Below are 16,930 nucleotides of genomic sequence, written 5' to 3' on the forward strand. Positions count from 1 at the left end.
CAGGTTGGCTCAGCATATCCTGATCGCGGGCGGCGGCAGTGCCGGCTGGATGGCGGCAGCGCTGCTCGCGCGGCTGCGGCCGGCGCCGGAAACGCGCATCACGCTGGTCGAATCCGATGCGATCGGCACGATCGGCGTCGGCGAGGCGACCGTGCCGATCCTTCGCGACTTCAACCAGTTGCTCGGCCTGCACGAGCCAGATTTCGTGGCGGCCACCCAGGGGAGCTTCAAGCTCGGCATCGAATTCGTCGGCTGGGGCGAAGCCGGCAACCGCCACTTCCACGGCTTTGGCGATTTCGGTCCACCGATCGAGGGCATCGCCCCGCACCATCATTGGCACCGGCTTCGCCAGGCCGGACTCACCGCCGACCCGGTCGACGCCTGGTCGATGCCCGCGCGCGCCGCCGCCGAGGATCGCTTCGCACCCCCCGAGGCGCTGCGGGGCGAGGCGGCGCAATATCGCTACGCCTATCATTTCGACGCCGGCCTCTACGCGCATATGCTCCGCAGCTACGCGGAAGCGCGCGGCGTCACACGGGTTGAGGGCCGCATCCTCGATGCCGAGCGCGATCGCGAAACCGGAGACCTTACGGCGCTCCGGCTCGATGGCGACCGCAGGATTGCGGCCGACCTGTTCATCGATTGCACCGGTTTTGCCAGCCGGCTGCTGGGCGAAGCGCTCGGCACGCCCTTCATCGACTGGTCACGCTGGCTCCCAGCAGACCGTGCATTGGCACAAGGCTGCGCACGGGCCGGGCGTTTCACGCCCTTCACCCGCGCCACAGCACATGCCGTGGGCTGGCAATGGCGGATCCCGCTCCAGCACCGCACCGGCAACGGGCTGGTCTATAGCAGCGCCTATCTCTCCGACGACGCCGCCGCCGCGCAGCTTGCAACAAATCTGGACGGCGATGCGATCGGCGATCCGCGCCCCTTGCGCTTCACCACCGGACGACGCGAGCGATTCTGGACGCACAATGTCGTCGCGATCGGACTGGCCGCGGGGTTCATGGAGCCGCTCGAGTCCACCAGCCTCCAGCTAGTCCAGACCGGCCTTGGCCGCCTCGCCGAACTGCTTCCCGCCGGCGGTCCCGCCGATCCTGCGATCGTCGCCGAATATAATCGCGAGACGATCGGCGAATATGAGCGCATCCGCGACTTCCTGATCGCGCACTACTGCAGCAGCCGCCGCCCAGAGCCGTTCTGGCGCGACATGGCGGCGATGGCGTTGCCCGACAGCCTCGCCCACAAGCTGGCGCTGTGGGACGCGATGGGGCGCGTGCCGCTCTATGATCTCGAATCGCATGGCGAGGCGAGCTGGGTCGCGGTGCTGCTCGGCCAGGGCCGCGTGCCGCGCGGCCACGATCCCGCGGCGGATTGGCCGCCGCTGGACGCGCTGCAGAATGCGTTCGACGGACGTCGCGCGGCACTGGCCGCGGCGCTTCCCCGGATGCCCACCCACCATCATTTCGTCGCCCGGACCTGCCGCGCGCATGCGGCATGAGGCCGGCGACGAGCTACCGATACGACCACGGGGAGACGATCGCTTGAAGCACCTGCATCTGACGACCACCGCCGCAGGGCTATTGCTGGGGCTATCCTCACCGCTCCTTGCCCAGACCGCGCCGCGCACCGTTCGCGTCGACGTCGCCACCGCCACGGCGCCGGTCGACCGATTCTTCGATCTCTCGATCGGATCCGACTATCCCGGCACGCTGCGCCGCGACGATTCCATGGCTCAGCTGAAGTCCGCGCATGATGAGCTCGGATTCCGCTATGTCCGCTTCCACGCGCTCTTCCACGACGTGCTGGGCACCGTGAAGCGGCAGAACGGCGCGATCACCTATGACTGGACGGGCATCGATGCCCTGTACGACAAGCTGCTCGCACGCGGTGTCAAACCGTTCGTGGAACTCGGCTTCACGCCCGAGGCGCTCAAGACCTCGGACAATGCGATCTTCTACTGGAAGGGCAACACCTCGCACCCCGAACTGGGCGCGTGGCGCGATCTGCTCACCGCCTTTGTCCGCCACGCGCAGCAGCGCTATGGCCGCGACGAGGTGCGCAGCTGGTTTTTCGAAGTGTGGAACGAGCCCAATCTCGACGGCTTCTGGGAGAAGGCCGACAAGGCTGCCTATTTCGACCTCTATGACGCCAGCGCCCGCGCGATCAAGGCGGTCGACCCGACGCTGCGCGTCGGTGGCCCCTCGACGGCGGGCGCGGCCTGGGTCCCCGAATTCCTCGCCGACATGCACAAGCGCGGCACGCCCGTCGATTTCGTGACGACGCATACCTATGGCGTCGAGGGCGGCTTCCTCGACGAGCAGGGCAAGCAGGACACCAAGCTGTCGCCTTCGCCCGACGCGATCATCGGCGACGTACGCACCGTCCGCCAGCAGATCGCGGCTTCCCCCTTCCCCGGCCTGCCGCTCTACTTCACCGAATGGAGCACCAGCTACACGCCGCGCGACCTGGTCCATGATTCCTATGTAAGCGCGGCGTACATCCTCACCAAGCTCAAGGCGGTGCAGGGCATCGCACAGGGCATGAGCTACTGGACCTTCAGCGACCTGTTCGAAGAGCCCGGGCCGCCGACCGCCCCCTTCGAGGGCGGCTTCGGGCTGATGAACCCGCAGGGGATCCGCAAGCCGGCCTGGTTCGCCTACAAATATCTCGACGCGCTGCGCGGGCGCGAGATGCCGACGGGCGACCCGCACAGCATCGCCGCGGTCGATGGCGCGAAGCTGGCGGTGGTGTTGTGGGACTGGCACCAGCCCGACCAGCCGGTGAGCAACCGCTCCTTCTACAGCAAGCTCGTGCCCGCCAAGGCGGCCCCGCCCGCGACGGTGCAGCTCGCCCATTTGCGACCCGGCCGCTACACGCTGCGGCTGTTCCGCACCGGTTACCGGCACAACGACGCCTTCTCGGCCTATATCGACCTGAAGATGCCGAAAACGCTTGCCGACCCGCAGGTTGCCGCGCTTCAGAGCCTGACCCGCGACCTGCCCGAGCGTGACGAGACTGTCACGGTGTCGCGCGCCGGTACGCTGAGCGTGCCGGTCGCGCTGCAGACCAACGACGTGCTGTTGCTGCGGCTGGAGCCGCTGACGCACTGATGCCCCTCGACACGGTGGATGGCATGGGCAGACAACGGCTTGCTCAGGCCATCCGCGGCGCTACGCTTGATACCCCGTACTGACGAAGGATGCCCATGATGCTCCGTGCGCTCGCTCTCCTGCTGTCGCTGCCCATGGCTGCCGCTGGCCAAGACTCCAAGGACCTTGCCCGCGCGCTTGCCGGCGAGACCAGCGCAGCGCCGCAGCGGCTCACGCTGGTGGATATCCCCAAGCCGGCGGGTCCGGTCGTTCGGCTCTTCGACGGCAAGTCGCTCGATGGCTGGCAGCCTTGGCTGGGCTATGCGGATCCCGGCATCACCTACAAGGGCGACCCCGCCGCGACACCGATCGGCACCTCGCGCGACACCCGCGGCGACTTTGCAGTGCGCACCATCGACGGTGTACCGGCGATCTGGGTGAAGGGCGAGACCTGGGGCAGCCTGGTGCATCGTGCCGATCTGCGGGACTATCACCTCCGGCTCGAGTTCAAATGGGGGGCCAAGCGCTGGGCGCCACGTGCGTCGCTGCCGCCGAACAACGGCCTGCTCTACCACACCCATGGGCGGCCGGGCGAGGTGTTCGGCACCTGGCAACCGTCGGTGGAGTTCGAGATCATGAAGGGATCCACCGGGATGCTGGTGATGGTCGGCAAGCAGCTTCGTGCCCATACCACCGTCGGCTTTGACGATGGGCTGATCGCACCGCACCTGCGGTTCCGCACCGACGGGCGCGTGATCGACATGGTCAACGGCACGCCCAGCTGGAACGTCGAGGCCGCGGTCGACGCCGAGAAGCCCGAAGGCGCGTGGAACGTGCTCGACCTGTACGTGCTGGGCGATCATGCGGTGCATGTCGTCAATGGCATGCCGGTCGCCGAGGCGCGCGACCTCGCCGTTATCGGGCCCGACGGCAAGCGCATGGCACTGACCCATGGGCAAATCCAGCTCCAGTCGGAAGGCGCAGAGACCTGGTTCCGCCACATCACCGTCGAACCCATTCGCAGCCTGCCGAGAATCGTCGCAGCGAAAGGCTGAGCCGGATACCGTTATCCTGTGCGTCGTCCCCGGCGCACCGCGGCGAGCGCCGGTTTGTGACCACGCCGATACAGTAGCAGGCTTCGGCACCGGCCTCACGCGCGCGCCGATCGATCGGGGACGCACGGGCGGCCTCGGCACGCGCAGGCTCTTCCGAATACGTACGCGCTCGTCGGTAATTCGAGCCATCCTCGGGGAATCCCCGGGCCGACGCCGGGATGGAATGCGATCGATGGCAGGGCAGCGCGCCAGGACATCGCAATGCCCCGGCGGCAACGTCCCGGTACGTTCTGAAATTTGCGGCTGTTACGCCTGCCCCGGGAGCTCGCTGCCGCCGCAGTCGATCTCGCGGAGACAGCGGCGGCGGGCGGTCATTCCCGCGAGAGCGCCGCCACGCGCAGCATCGCGCACGCCGCCAGCACCAGCGTCCCGCTCGCGAACGCCATGGTCCAGATCGGCTCGCCGGGGAAGAAATGGTTCATGATCGACCCCATCACCGTCGCCACGAGCAATTGCGGCACCACCACGAAGACGTTGAACAGGCCCATATAGATGCCGAGCTTGGCTTGCGGCAGGCTGGAGGCGAGGATCGCATAGGGCATGGCGAGGATCGACGCCCAGGCGATGCCGATGCCGATTTCGCTGGCGATCAGCCAGACGGGATCGCGCACGAGGAAGAAGCTGGCATAGCCCGCCGCGCCGCAGAGCAGCCCGAAGATGTGGGTGCGCGCCTTGCCGAACCGCGCCGAGAGCAGGGGCAGCAGAGTCAGCGCCGCCACCGCCGCCACACCGTTATAGGTGGCGAACAGCACATCGACCCAGTTGGCGCCTTCCTGATAGCCCGCGCTCTTGGGATCGGGCGCGCCATAGAAAGCGCCCGCGACGATCGGCGTGGTGTTGATCCACATGATGAACAGCGCCGACCAGCTGAAGAACTGCGCCAGCGCCAGCCGCTTCATCAGCGGCGGCATCCCCGCAAAGTCGCCGACGATATGCCCCAACATGCTCGGGCGCCCTGCCCGTGCCCGCAGGATGGCGACGACCTGCGCCACGCCATAGGCAGCCAGCAGCCCGCCGAGCAGATAGACTTCCTTCTCCAGCCGGAGCTGCGCGACCGCCAGAACGACGACCGCGCCAGCGATGATCCAGGGCAGCCCGGCCGCCGGTCGCCGCGCCGCGAGCAGACGCACCGCCGCGCCGTGGTCTTCGCCGGCCGGACCATCAAAGGCAGCCATTTCCGCCGGGCTGTATTCGCGGGTCGTCAGCACGGTCCACAGCACCGAGCAGAACAGCGCCGCGCCGCCGAACCAGAAGGCGTAGCGCACCGTATCCGGCACCCCATGCGCCACCGCCGCGTTGGACACGCCGAGATGCTCGAGCGCCCAAGGAAAGATCGAACCCAGCACCGCGCCCATGCCGATGAACGCGGTCTGCACCGCATAGCCGGCGCTGTGCTGGTCCTTGCGCAGCATGTCGCCGACGAACGCGCGAAACGGCTCCATCGAGATGTTGAGCGAGGCGTCGAGCACCCACAGCAGCCCGGCCGCGAACCACAGCGCCGGGCTTTCCGGCATCAGCAGCAGCGCCAGCGCCGCGAGGATCGCCCCGCCGAGGAAATAGGGCCGCCGCCGGCCGAGCCGCCCGAGCCAGGTTTTGTCGCTCAGATGCCCGATGATCGGCTGGACCAGCAGCCCGGTGAGCGGCGCCGCCACCCATAACGCGGGGAGATCGTCGAGCCGGGTGCCGAGCGACTGGAAGATGCGGCTCATATTGGCGTTCTGCAGCGCAAAGCCGATCTGGATGCCGAAAAAGCCGAAGCTGATGTTCCACAGGCCCGCAAAGGACTGGCGCGGCTTTTCCACCGTCATGCCCCGCACGACTTGCGGACGATCAGCTTGGTGGGAAGCAAGGCGGGTCCCACCGGTCGCTCGCGGATCCGTCCGATCAGCGTTTCGACCAGCGTGCGGCCGGCGAGGCGTGCATCCTGCATCACGGTGGTCAGCGGTGGGCTGGCCGAGCTGGCCGCGGGAATATCATCGAAACCGATCACCGAAACATCCTCTGGAATGCGCTTGCCCGCCGCCTGGAGCACCCGCATCGCGCCGATCGCAATGAGGTCGCTCGCCGCGAGGATCGCGTCGAAATCTGCGCCGCCGTCGAGCAGCGCCTGTGCCGCGGCCGCCCCGGAATCCTCCGTGGTGATCGCGTCGATCTGCAGCGCCGGGTCGGCAATCAGCCCTGCCCCGGCCAGCGCTTCGGCATGGCCCCGATAGCGCTCGTGAAACTCGGGATAATGGCTCGACGCCGCACCCAAAAATGCAATGCGCCTCCGGCCGAGCCCGAGCAGGTGCCGCGTGGCCTCGGCCCCGCCGCCGCGATTGTCGCAGCCGATGGTCATCCCGGCGCCTTCCGCCAGCACCGAACCCCAGCGGACGAAATGCGTGCCGGCATCCTGCAGCGCCTTGAGCCGCGCGCGATAGAGCTCGAAGTCGCCATAGCCGAGCAGGATCAGCCCATCGGCCTTGCGGGCATCCTCGTAATCGGTGTGCCAGTCACTGGAGAGCTGCTGGAAGCTGATCAGCAAGTCATGATTATACTCGGCGCAGGTACGGATGATCGAACCCAGCATTGAGTGAAAGAAGGGGTTGATCAGCGAGTCGTCCGAGGTCGGATCCTCGAAGAACAACAGCGCCAGCGTCTGCGAATGTCGGGTACGGAGATTGGAGGCAGCCTTGTCGACGCGGTAGTTCAACTGCTTGGCGATCGACTCGATACGTAGCCGCGTCGCGGGGTTGACACCCGCCTCCCCGCGTAGTGCGCGCGAAACCGTCGGTTGCGAGACGCCCGCCAGCTGCGCGATGTCGAACGATGTAGGCTTGCGCTGCATGCCCATCCTGCTTCCTCCCGGCGTACGGCCGTGGTCGCCGCTTCGCATATTATGCATGGGCGCGATCCGCCCCCGGCGTCAATCGGCCGAGGGGTACGTAAAAGCCACAGAGCGTCCCAAACGGGTCTGAATACGTATGTGAGCGGCTGGCCTCCATACCCCCTTTTGCAAGATTGAATGCAGCACTGCGCAGATCCAGCGCAGCCCGCATGGGGCGGGCATTCATCCGGCCACCCAAGAGCCGGGGTAGAGACAGATTGGGGAGAGACATGTTGCTCAGCACGTTCCGCGGCCGTCGCGCCGCCCGCATCGCCCTTGGCGCCAGCGCCGCCGCGATCGCCTTCAGCTTCACCACCGCCGCCTTTGCGCAGGACAGCGGCACGCCCGCCGCCGATGCGCAGGACAACGGTCCCGGCGAGATCGTCGTCACCGGCTTCCGCGCCGCGCTCGCCAGCTCGGCGAACATCAAGCGCAACAACACGATGATCGTGGACTCGGTCTCGTCCGAAGACATCGGCAAGCTGCCCGACGTGTCGATCGCGGATTCGCTGGCGCGCATCCCGGGCGTGACCGCGCAGCGCCTCGAAGGCCGCGACCAGCGCCTCTCGATCCGCGGCCTCGGCCCCGACTTCTCGACCACGCTGCTCAACGGCCGCGAACAGGTGACGGTCGGCGATAATCGCGGCGTCGAGTTCGACCAGTATCCGTCGGAATTCTTCAAGAACGTCAACGTCTACAAGTCGGCAGACGCCTCGCTGATCGCTGCCGGCATCGCCGGTACGGTCGACCTGCGCATGCTGCGCCCGCTCGCCCAGTCGCAGCGCACCTTCGTCGTCGCCGCGCGCGGCCAGATGAACGAGCAGAAGAAGCTCAACCCCGACGGCACCCGCTACGGCTATCGCGCTTCGGCGACCTATGTCGACAAGTTCGCCAACGACACTTTGGGCATCGCGATCGGCCTCTCCGCGCAGAACACGCCGACCCAGATCGAGCGCTACGCCGCCTGGGGCTTCCCGGCGGAGTCCAACGCCGGCAACAATCTCTTCCTCGGCGGCGCCAAGCCCTATGTGCAGTCCAACCTGCTCAAGCGCTATGGCGGCGTCGCGACGGTGGAATGGCAGCCGAGCGAGAATTTCCACTCCACCTTCGACGGCCTCTATTCGCACTTCGAGGAAACCCAGCGGCTGCGCGGCATCGAGTTCCCGATCGCGCCGGCCTATGGCTCCAACGCGACGATCCAGCCGGGCTACACCGTCCAGAACGGCCTGGTAACCGCTGCGACGATCTCCGATGTCGTCGCCGTGCAGCGCAACGACTATAACCAGCGCAAGGCCGAGAACATCTCGCTGGGCTGGAACAACGACTTCAAGCTGAGCGACAGCATCCACTTCGTCGTCGACGCCAGCTGGAGCCACGCCACCCGCACCGACTTCCTACTCGAGACCTATTCGGGCACCGGCTATAACCAGACCGGCGCGAAGGACACGATCAAGATCAACCAGAATGCGAACGGCACCTACAGCATCGTGCCGACGCTGGATTACACCAACACCAACGTCATCCGGCTGACCGATCCGCGCGGCTGGGGCTATAACGGCACCCAGTCGGTGGTGCAGGCCGGCTTCCTCAACCGCCCGGACTTCGAGGACGACCTCAAGTCGCTGCGCGCCAGCTTCAACGGCGAGTTCAGCGGCAGCGTCGTCAAGGGCTGGGAAATCGGCGGCAATTTCAGCCGTCGCGAGAAGCAGAGCCGCTACACCTCCTACTTCCTGTGCCCGCCCGGCGCCGGCACCAACTGCACGATCGCCAGCGGCACGCCGACCAGCTTCGCGGTGCCGTCGGATGCGGTGCTCGGCGAGCAGGTCGCGCTCGCCTATCTCGGTGTGCCGAAGATGCTGACCTATGATCCGCTCAAGGTATACAGCCAGCTGCGTTCGGTGTTCGACAATCGCCCCGGCTCGCTGGTGCGCGACAACACCGTCACCGAGAAGGTCTATACCGGCTATGCCAAGCTGACGATCGACGGCACGGTGGGCGGCAAGGCGCTCAAGGGCACGCTCGGCCTGCAGGTGGTGCACACCGATCAGGGCTCGTCGGGCGCGATCGCCGCGCTGAACGGCGGCGTAGTGACCGTGGCGCCGGTTGCGGACAACACCAAGTACACCAACTTCCTGCCCTCGGCGACGTTCAGCCTCGAACTGGTGCCGACCTTCTACGTCAAGATGGGCGCGGCGCAGACCATGGTCCGCCCGCGTCTGGACCAGGAGCGCATCACCCAGGCGGTCAATGTCGATCTGTCGAAGCTCGGCCTCGGCAGCCTGCCGCAGAACAGCCCATTCAGCTCGGACGGCGGCAATTTCCGCCTGCGTCCGTACCAGTCGACCAACATCGACATCTCGCTGGAGAAATATCTGCGCGGCGGCGGCTATCTCTCGGTCGCGGGCTTCTACAAGCACCTCACCGACTTCGTCGATCCGAACAACAGCACGCTCTACGACTTCTCGGCACTGCTCTCCTCGCTGCCGCCCGCGGCACAGGCGATCGTGCGGGCGCAGAACGCGCAGTTCGGCCTGGTCAAGACGCCGGACAATACCGGCCGCGGCGACATTCTCGGCGTGGAGGCAACCGCCTCGCTGCCATTCAGCATGTTCGCGCAGGCACTCGACGGCTTCGGCGTGTTCGCCAGCGGCTCCTATGTCGACAGCCGCGTCGTCTATGGCAGCAACCCGAACACCCCGGTCACGCTGCCCGGCCAGTCCAGGTGGATCGGCACCGGTACCGCCTATTTCGAGAAGAACGGCTTCCAGGCACGCGCCACCTATCGCTGGCGTGACAGCTTCCTGGCGGAGCTGGCGGGTCTCTCGGCCAATCCGGAGTTCCGCACCGGCAAGTCCGAAGGCGTGCTCGATGCCCAGATCGGCTATGAGTTCCAGACCGGTGCGCTCAAGGGTCTCGCGATCCTGGCCCAGGCGAAGAACCTCACCGACGCGCCGTTCATCACCACCGAGGCGGGCGATCCCCGTCTGGTGCGCGAATATCAGCGCTACGGCCGCGATTATTATCTCGGCATCACGTACAAGTTCTGACGTTCGGAGGCCCGGTTTCCATCACGGAAGCCGGGCCCTACCATCGGCACCGGAGGGGGTGAGCCATGGCAACCGCAGCACCATATCGCATCGTCGTCGCGGGCGGCGGCACTGCCGGTTGGATGGCCGCGGCAGCGCTGGCCCGCTTCCTCGGCCCCGGCTTCACCATCACGCTCGTCGAGTCCGACGCGATCGGCACCGTGGGCGTCGGCGAGGCCACCATCCCGCAGATTAGGCTTTTCAACGCCAGCCTCGGCATCGACGAGGATGCGTTCGTCGCCGCCACCCAGGCGAGCTACAAGCTGGCGATCGAGTTCGTCTGGTGGACCAAGGGTGGCCGCTACATGCACGCCTTTGGCGATGTCGGCCGCAACAACGGCCTGCTCGCCTTTCGCCACACCTGGCTGCGCGGGATGGCCGAAGGCGTGGCCGAGCCGCTCGCCGCCTATGCACTCAACAACGTCGCAGCGCTTGGCAATCGCATGCAGCGCGGCCCTGCCCGTACCGCCCGCGTCCTACCGGAAATGCCCTACGCCTTCCATTTCGATGCCGGCCTCTATGCGCGCTTCCTGCGCGCTTATGCCGAGGCCCGCGGCGTGGTGCGGCATGAGGGGCGGATCGAAGCCGTCACCCGCCATGGCGAGGATGGCGACGTGACAGCGCTTCATCTCGATGGTGACCGCCGCATCGAGGGCGACCTGTTCCTCGACTGCACCGGCTTTCACGCCCGCCTGATCGGTGAGGCGATGGGGGTCGGCTATCAGGACTGGTCGCACTGGCTGCCCTGCGACCGTGCGCTTGCGGTGCCCAGCGCGCGCGCCCGCGACTTTACCCCCTATACCCGCGCCACCGCCCACGACGCCGGCTGGCAATGGCGCATCCCGCTGCAGCATCGCACCGGCAACGGCATCGTCTATTCGAGCCGGCACCTTTCCGACGACGAGGCCGCCGCGCGGCTGCTCGCCGGGCTGGACGAGCCGGCGATCGGCGACCCCCGCCCGCTGCGCTTCCACACCGGGCGGCGCGAGGTCGCCTGGGCCGGCAATGTGATCGCGCTGGGTCTCGCCAGCGGCTTTCTCGAGCCGCTGGAATCCACCAGCATCCACATGATCCAGTCCGCCGTGGAGCGGGTGCTCAAGCTCCTGCCCGGCCGCCGCCCGATCGCGGCGCTCCGCGACAGCTACAATGGGCAGGCCGCGCACGAGAGCGAGCGCATCCGCGACTTCCTGATCCTGCATTATTGGGCGAACGACCGCGACGCGCCCTTCTGGCGCGAGCGGCGCGAGACTCCGCTGCCCGACGGCCTTGCCGAGAAGATTGCGCTGTGGCGCGAAACCGGCGAGATCGTCCGTGAAGAGGGCGACCTGTTCAGCGATGTCGCCTGGCTGCAAGTGCTGGTCGGCCAAGGCATCACCGCCCAGGGACACCATCCCCTCGCCGATCAGCCGCCGCGCGCGCAGATTGCCGAATATCTCGACCTTCTCGCCAAGTTGAATGCGCGCGAAGTCGCGCAGATGCTTCCCCATAGCGACTTCGTCCGCGCGCATGGCGCCGCGGACGCGGAGATTGCCGCATGATCCGTTCGACCGCCCTCGCCTTGCTCGCCGCCGCGCTCGCCGCGACGCCGGCCATGGCGCAAAGCTATCGCGACCGATTGCCCGAGGACGAGGTGCTCTACTTCCTCCTCCCCGACCGCTTCGAGAACGGCGATAGCGCCAATGATCGCGGCGGCCTCAGCGGCGACCGCCTGATCACCGGCTTCGATCCCGCCTCAAAGGGGTTCTATCATGGCGGCGACCTGAAGGGCGTGGCGGCGCGGCTCGACTATATCCAGGCACTGGGCGCCACCGCGATCTGGGTCGGGCCGATCTTCAAGAACAAGCCCGTGCAGGGGCCGAAGGGCCAGGAGTCGGGCGGCTATCACGGCTATTGGATCACCGATTTCACGCAGGTCGATCCGCATTTCGGCACCAATGCCGAGTTCAAGGCGCTGGTAGACGCGGCGCACAAGCGCGGCATCAAGGTGTATATGGATATCGTCGTGAACCACACGGCCGATGTCATCCAGTTCCGGGAGTGCGGCGACTGCAGCTATCGCAGCCGCGCCGACTATCCGTACAGCCGTAAAGGGGGCGTCGCCGGCGAAGCCATCAACCCCGGCTTCACCGGCGACGACGATCACAGCGCCGCCAACTTCGCCAAGCTGACCCGGCCGGATTATGCCTATACGCCGGTCGTTCCGGAGGCCGAGAAGGCGGTGAAGGTGCCCGCCTGGCTCAACGATCCGATCTATTACCACAATCGCGGCAACTCGACCTTTGCCGGCGAGAGCTCGACCATGGGCGATTTTGTCGGCCTCGACGACCTGATGACCGAGCATCCGCGCGTGGTCGCGGGCATGATCGACATCTTCGGCGGCTGGATCGACCGCTTCGGCATCGACGGCTTCCGCATCGACACCGCGCGCCACGTCAATCCGGAGTTCTGGCAGGCCTTCGTGCCCGCGATGCTCGCCCGCGCCAAGGCGAAGGGCATTCCGAACTTCCACATCTTCGGCGAAGTCGCCGACCCCGAGGTAGCGGCGCTGGCGCAGCACACCCGCGTGGACAAGTTCCCGGCGGTGCTGGACTTCGCGTTCAACCAGGCAGTGATCGATGTCGCCGGCGGCAAAGGCACCGATCGCCTCGCCAAGGTCTTCGCCGCGGACGTGCTCTACGAAGGCGGCGAGACCACCGCGCACCGCCTGCCCACCTTCGTCAGCAACCATGATGCCGGCCGCGCCGCGACCTTCATCAAGCAGGCCAATCCGAAGATCAGCCAGGCCGAGCTGCTCCAGCGGGTCCAACTCGCCCAGGCGATGCTGCTGCTGCTGCGCGGCGTGCCAACCATCTATTCGGGCGACGAGCAGGGCTTCGTCAGCGACGGCAACGACCAGGATTCCCGCGAGGACATGTTCGGAAGCAAGGTCGCCAGCTACAACGACAACATGCTGCTCGGCACCGAGGCGACCACCGCCACGCCGAGCTTCAACCCCGGCCACCCGCTGTTCCGCGAGATCGCCACGCTTGCCCGACTGCGCACCAGCCACCCCGCCCTCACCCGCGGCCGGCAGTTCACCCGCTTCGCAAGCGACAAGCCCGGCCTGTTCGCCGTCTCGCGCTTCGATCCGAAGACCGGCGCCGAGACCGTGATCGCCTTCAACACCAGCCCCGAGCCCTGGACCGGCAACGTCCAGGTCGAGACCGGCTCCACCGCCTTCCGCACCCTGGCGGGTACCTGCCCCGCCAACGCCGCTGCCCCCGGCAGCCTTGCCCTTTCCCTTCCCGCATTCGGCTATGCCGTCTGCGCGGCCGGAGCGTCCAAGTGAACCTGATGACGATGCGCGCGCTTTCCACCGAAACCCGGCCCTGGTGGCGCGGCGCGGTGATCTACCAGATCTACCCGCGCAGCTTCGCGGACTCGAACGGCGATGGCATCGGCGACCTGCCCGGTATCACTGCGCGGCTCGATCATGTTGCGGCGCTCGGCGTGGACGCGGTGTGGATCTCGCCCTTCTTCACGTCACCGATGCGGGACTTCGGCTATGACATCGCCGATTTCTGCGGCGTCGATCCCGTGTTCGGCACGCTGGCCGACTTTGACGCGCTCGTCGCCCGGGCGCATACGCTCGGCCTCAAGGTGCTGATCGACCAGGTCTATTCACACAGCTCGGACCAGCATCCGTGGTTCCAGGAGAGCCGCACCAGCCGCACCAACCCGAAGGCCGACTGGTATGTCTGGGCCGATGCCAAGCCCGACGGCAGCCCGCCCAACAACTGGCAATCGGTGTTCGGCGGCCCGGCCTGGACCTGGGACGCGCGGCGCGGCCAATACTATCTCCACAATTTCCTGCGTGAGCAGCCGGACCTGAACTTTCACAATCCGGAAGTGCAGGCCGCCACCCTCGCCACCGCCAAATTCTGGCTCGATCGCGGGGTCGATGGCTTCCGGCTCGATGCGATCAACTTCACGATGCACGATCTCGAACTGCGCGATAACCCGCCCGCGGCCGACACGGGTCTCCCGCGCACCCGCCCGTTCGATTTCCAGCAGCACATCTACAACCAGAGCCATGCGGACATTCCGCTGCTCCTCGAGAAGCTGCGTGCGCTGGCCGATCTTTATCCCGGCCGCTTCACCGTCGCCGAAGTCGGCGGGCCCTCTCCGGAAGCGGAGATGCACCTGTTCACCGCCGGAGAGACCCGTCTCAACAGTGCCTATGGCTTCAACTTCCTCTACGCCGACCGCCTGACGCCCGCGCTCGTCCGCGACGCCGTCGCCGAATGGCCCGATGCGCCGGGCGTAGGCTGGCCGAGCTGGGCGTTCGAGAACCATGACGCCCCGCGCGCCATCTCGCGCTGGGTGGCGCCCGAGCATCTTGCCGCCTTCGCCGCGCTCAAGATGCTGCTGCTGCTCTCGTTGCGCGGCAATGCGATCCTCTATTATGGCGAGGAGCTGGGGCTCACCCAGGTCGAGATCGGGTTCGAGGACCTGCAGGATCCCGAGGCGATCGCCAACTGGCCGCTCACCCTCAGCCGCGACGGCGCGCGGACACCGATGCCCTGGGTAGCGGATGCGCCGAACGCCGGCTTCTCGATCGCCCGCCCCTGGCTGCCGCTCGGCCCCGATCATCTGGAACGCGCGGTCGACCGGCAGGAGGCAGATCCGGGCTCGTTGTTCCGCCTCACCCAGCGCCTGATCGCGCTGCGCGATCGGCACCCTGCGCTGATCGAAGGCGCGATGGAGGTGCTCCACGCCGACGACGCGCTGCTTGTCTTCGCGCGCACCGCGGGCGACGAGCGGCTCGTCTGCGCCTTCAACCTTTCGACCAACGCGGTCGACGTGCCGCCTGCCCTGCTCGACGGGCTGGCGGTGGTGGAAGCGCTGAACGGCGCGACCCTTCACCACCTGCCGGCTTATGCGGGACTGATCGCCGGCTGATCCGATCCCGCGGGCATGCCGCGGGCGAGCTCGATCATCCGGTTGGCGGTCTCGCGCTCGCCCATCACCACCTCGTCGGCACCCAGGCCTTCGAGGTGCGCGACCTCGTCGGTCGAATGGGCCCGCACCACCACCGGCACGCCGGGCGCGAGCTGGCGGGCATGCTGGAGGATCGCTCCGCCCTCGAACCCGGCAGGGATCGCGATCAGCAGCTTGCTCGCTTGCCCGATCTGCGCCGCGACCAGCGTGCGCACGTCCACCGCGTTGCCCGCCACGACGGTGATGCCCGCCTTGCGCGCTTGCTCGGCCATGTCGTTCTGGTCCTCGATCAGCGCGAAGGCCTTGCCGTGCTGCTGGAGATCCTCGGCGATCATCTTGCCCACCCGGCCATAGCCGATCAGGATCACATGGCCCTTGGGCAAGTCGATCGGGGCCACGGCCTCGCGGCCCGCTTCCGCCGCCTCGTACCGCTTGGCGACCCAGGCGAAGAGGAACGGGTTAAGGAAGATCGAGAACATCGCCGCCGCCAGGATCACGTCGCGCGCCGCGGCCGGCATTAGGCCCAGATCGGTGCCTAGGCCCGCCAGGATGAACGAGAATTCGCCGATCTGGGCAAGGCTCACCGCCACAGTAAGCCCGGTGTGGTTCGAATAGCCGAACACGCGGACGATCCCATAGGCCGCCAGCGACTTGCCGACGAGGATGATCGCCACGGCCGCCAGCAGCACCAGGGGCTGCTCGACCAGCACCGACGGATTGAACAGCATCCCAACCGAGACGAAGAACAGCACCGCGAAGGCGTCGCGCAGCGGCAGCGTCTCCTCGGTCGCGCGGCGGCTGAGCGAGGTCTCGCCCAGGATCATGCCGGCGAAGAAGGCGCCGAGCGCGAACGATACGTCAAACGCCAGCGCAGCACCGAACGCCACGCCCAGCGCGATCGCCAGCACCGCCAGCCGGAACAGTTCCTGCGATCCGGTGCCGACCACCCATTGCAGCGTCCAGGGGATCACCCGGCGGCCGACGACCAGCATCACCGCGACGAAGCCGGCAACCTTGAGGAAGGTGGAGAGCAAGGGCCGGAGCAGCGATCCGCCGCCTTCACCGCTCATCACTTCGCCCAGCACCGGCAGCAGCACCAGCGCCACGACCATTGCCAGATCCTCGACGATCAGCCAGCCGACCGCGATCCGCCCGCGCTCGGTCTGGACGATGTCATGCCCCTGCAGCGCGCGGAGCAGCACCACCGTACTCGCGACCGACAGCGCCAGGCCGAACACGATGCCCGCCTGCAGTCCCCAGCCGGCGACATAGGCCAGGCCAATCCCCATCGCGGTTGCCGCGGCGATCTGCACCACGGCGCCCGGCACTGCGATGCGACGCACCGACATCAGGTCGCGGAGCGAAAAATGCAGGCCGACGCCGAACATCAGCAGGATCACGCCGATCTCGGCAAGCTCGTTGGCGAGGCCCGAATTGGCGACGAAGCCGGGGGTGAACGGCCCTACCGCGACACCGGCGAGCAGATAGCCGGCGATGGGCGAGACTTTGATCCGGTGCGCGATCGCGCCGAAGATGAAGGCGACGACGAGTCCGGCGACGATGGTGGCGATCAGGGGCGCATGATGCGGCATCGATCCTCCTTGAAATGAAAAACTGGTTCGACACCGGTCGCGCCTGAAGGCGACCGGTGTCGATGCAGGTCAGGACTGGGCCACGCCGATCGCGGCTGCCAATACTGCCGCGGCGCCGGCAATGCCGGACCAGACGGCGATGGCGAACCATTTCGGGGGCCGCTTGCCTCTTCTTGTACGCATAAGGTCCTCCTCC

Annotated in this window: 10 protein-coding genes; 7 read left to right on the forward strand and 3 right to left on the reverse strand. The window is 67.1% G+C overall.

All coding sequences use genetic code 11. From position 1 onward, the window contains the following. Nucleotides 1-4: 4 nt before the first annotated feature. The 3 genes from RT655_RS04625 (at nucleotide 5) to RT655_RS04635 (ending at nucleotide 4,150) form a co-directional block, all read left to right on the forward strand. Nucleotides 5-1,504 carry a tryptophan halogenase family protein gene (locus tag RT655_RS04625; protein WP_313535219.1) on the forward strand — a complete coding sequence of 500 codons (1,500 nt, stop codon included), beginning with the start codon at nucleotides 5-7 and terminating at the stop codon, nucleotides 1,502-1,504. A gap of 43 nt (nucleotides 1,505-1,547) precedes the next feature. Beyond that, nucleotides 1,548-3,116 carry a GH39 family glycosyl hydrolase gene (locus RT655_RS04630; RefSeq protein WP_313535220.1) on the forward strand — a complete coding sequence of 523 codons (1,569 nt, stop codon included), beginning with the start codon at nucleotides 1,548-1,550 and terminating at the stop codon, nucleotides 3,114-3,116. Nucleotides 3,117-3,211: 95 nt separating this feature from the next. Then, nucleotides 3,212-4,150, forward strand: a complete 939-nt coding sequence (locus RT655_RS04635; RefSeq protein ID WP_313535221.1) for a DUF1080 domain-containing protein — start codon at nucleotides 3,212-3,214, stop codon at nucleotides 4,148-4,150. A 371-nt stretch (nucleotides 4,151-4,521) separates the two neighbouring features. On the opposite strand, the gene RT655_RS04640 is transcribed toward RT655_RS04635, so the two are convergent. After that, nucleotides 4,522-6,018 (reverse strand): MFS transporter, encoded by a 1,497-nt coding sequence (locus RT655_RS04640; RefSeq protein ID WP_313535222.1) that lies wholly within the window; start codon nucleotides 6,016-6,018, stop codon nucleotides 4,522-4,524. Further along, nucleotides 6,015-7,043 carry a LacI family DNA-binding transcriptional regulator gene (locus RT655_RS04645; RefSeq protein WP_313535223.1) on the reverse strand — a complete coding sequence of 343 codons (1,029 nt, stop codon included), beginning with the start codon at nucleotides 7,041-7,043 and terminating at the stop codon, nucleotides 6,015-6,017. The genes RT655_RS04640 and RT655_RS04645 overlap by 4 nt, the downstream gene beginning before the upstream one ends. Before the next feature lie 263 nt (nucleotides 7,044-7,306). Between RT655_RS04645 and RT655_RS04650 the strand changes: the two genes are divergently transcribed. The 4 genes from RT655_RS04650 (at nucleotide 7,307) to RT655_RS04665 (ending at nucleotide 15,103) form a co-directional block, all read left to right on the forward strand. Further along, entirely contained in the window at nucleotides 7,307-10,123 is a 2,817-nt protein-coding gene (locus tag RT655_RS04650; RefSeq protein WP_313535225.1) for a TonB-dependent receptor, read from the forward strand. 65 nt (nucleotides 10,124-10,188) lie between these two features. After that, a complete protein-coding gene (locus RT655_RS04655; protein WP_313535226.1) occupies nucleotides 10,189-11,700 on the forward strand; it encodes a tryptophan halogenase family protein in 1,512 nt (503 codons plus the stop codon). Next, the gene (locus RT655_RS04660; RefSeq protein WP_313535227.1) at nucleotides 11,697-13,490 is read left to right on the forward strand and encodes an alpha-amylase family glycosyl hydrolase; all 1,794 of its coding nucleotides are present in this window, start codon (nucleotides 11,697-11,699) and stop codon (nucleotides 13,488-13,490) included. Before RT655_RS04655 ends, RT655_RS04660 begins: the two co-directional genes overlap by 4 nt. A 5-nt stretch (nucleotides 13,491-13,495) precedes the next feature. After that, nucleotides 13,496-15,103, forward strand: a complete 1,608-nt coding sequence (locus RT655_RS04665) for an alpha-glucosidase family protein (RefSeq protein ID WP_313536905.1) — start codon at nucleotides 13,496-13,498, stop codon at nucleotides 15,101-15,103. Here RT655_RS04665 and ybaL read toward each other — a convergent pair. Then, entirely contained in the window at nucleotides 15,079-16,734 is a 1,656-nt protein-coding gene (ybaL, locus tag RT655_RS04670; RefSeq protein ID WP_313535228.1) for a YbaL family putative K(+) efflux transporter, read from the reverse strand. The two genes, RT655_RS04665 and ybaL, sit on opposite strands and share 25 nt — an antisense overlap. Between the last annotated feature and the right edge of the window lie 196 nt (nucleotides 16,735-16,930).

The sequence above is a fragment of the Sphingomonas sp. genome, assembly GCF_032114135.1.
In the GTDB taxonomy this organism is placed as follows: Bacteria; Pseudomonadota; Alphaproteobacteria; order Sphingomonadales; family Sphingomonadaceae; genus Sphingomonas.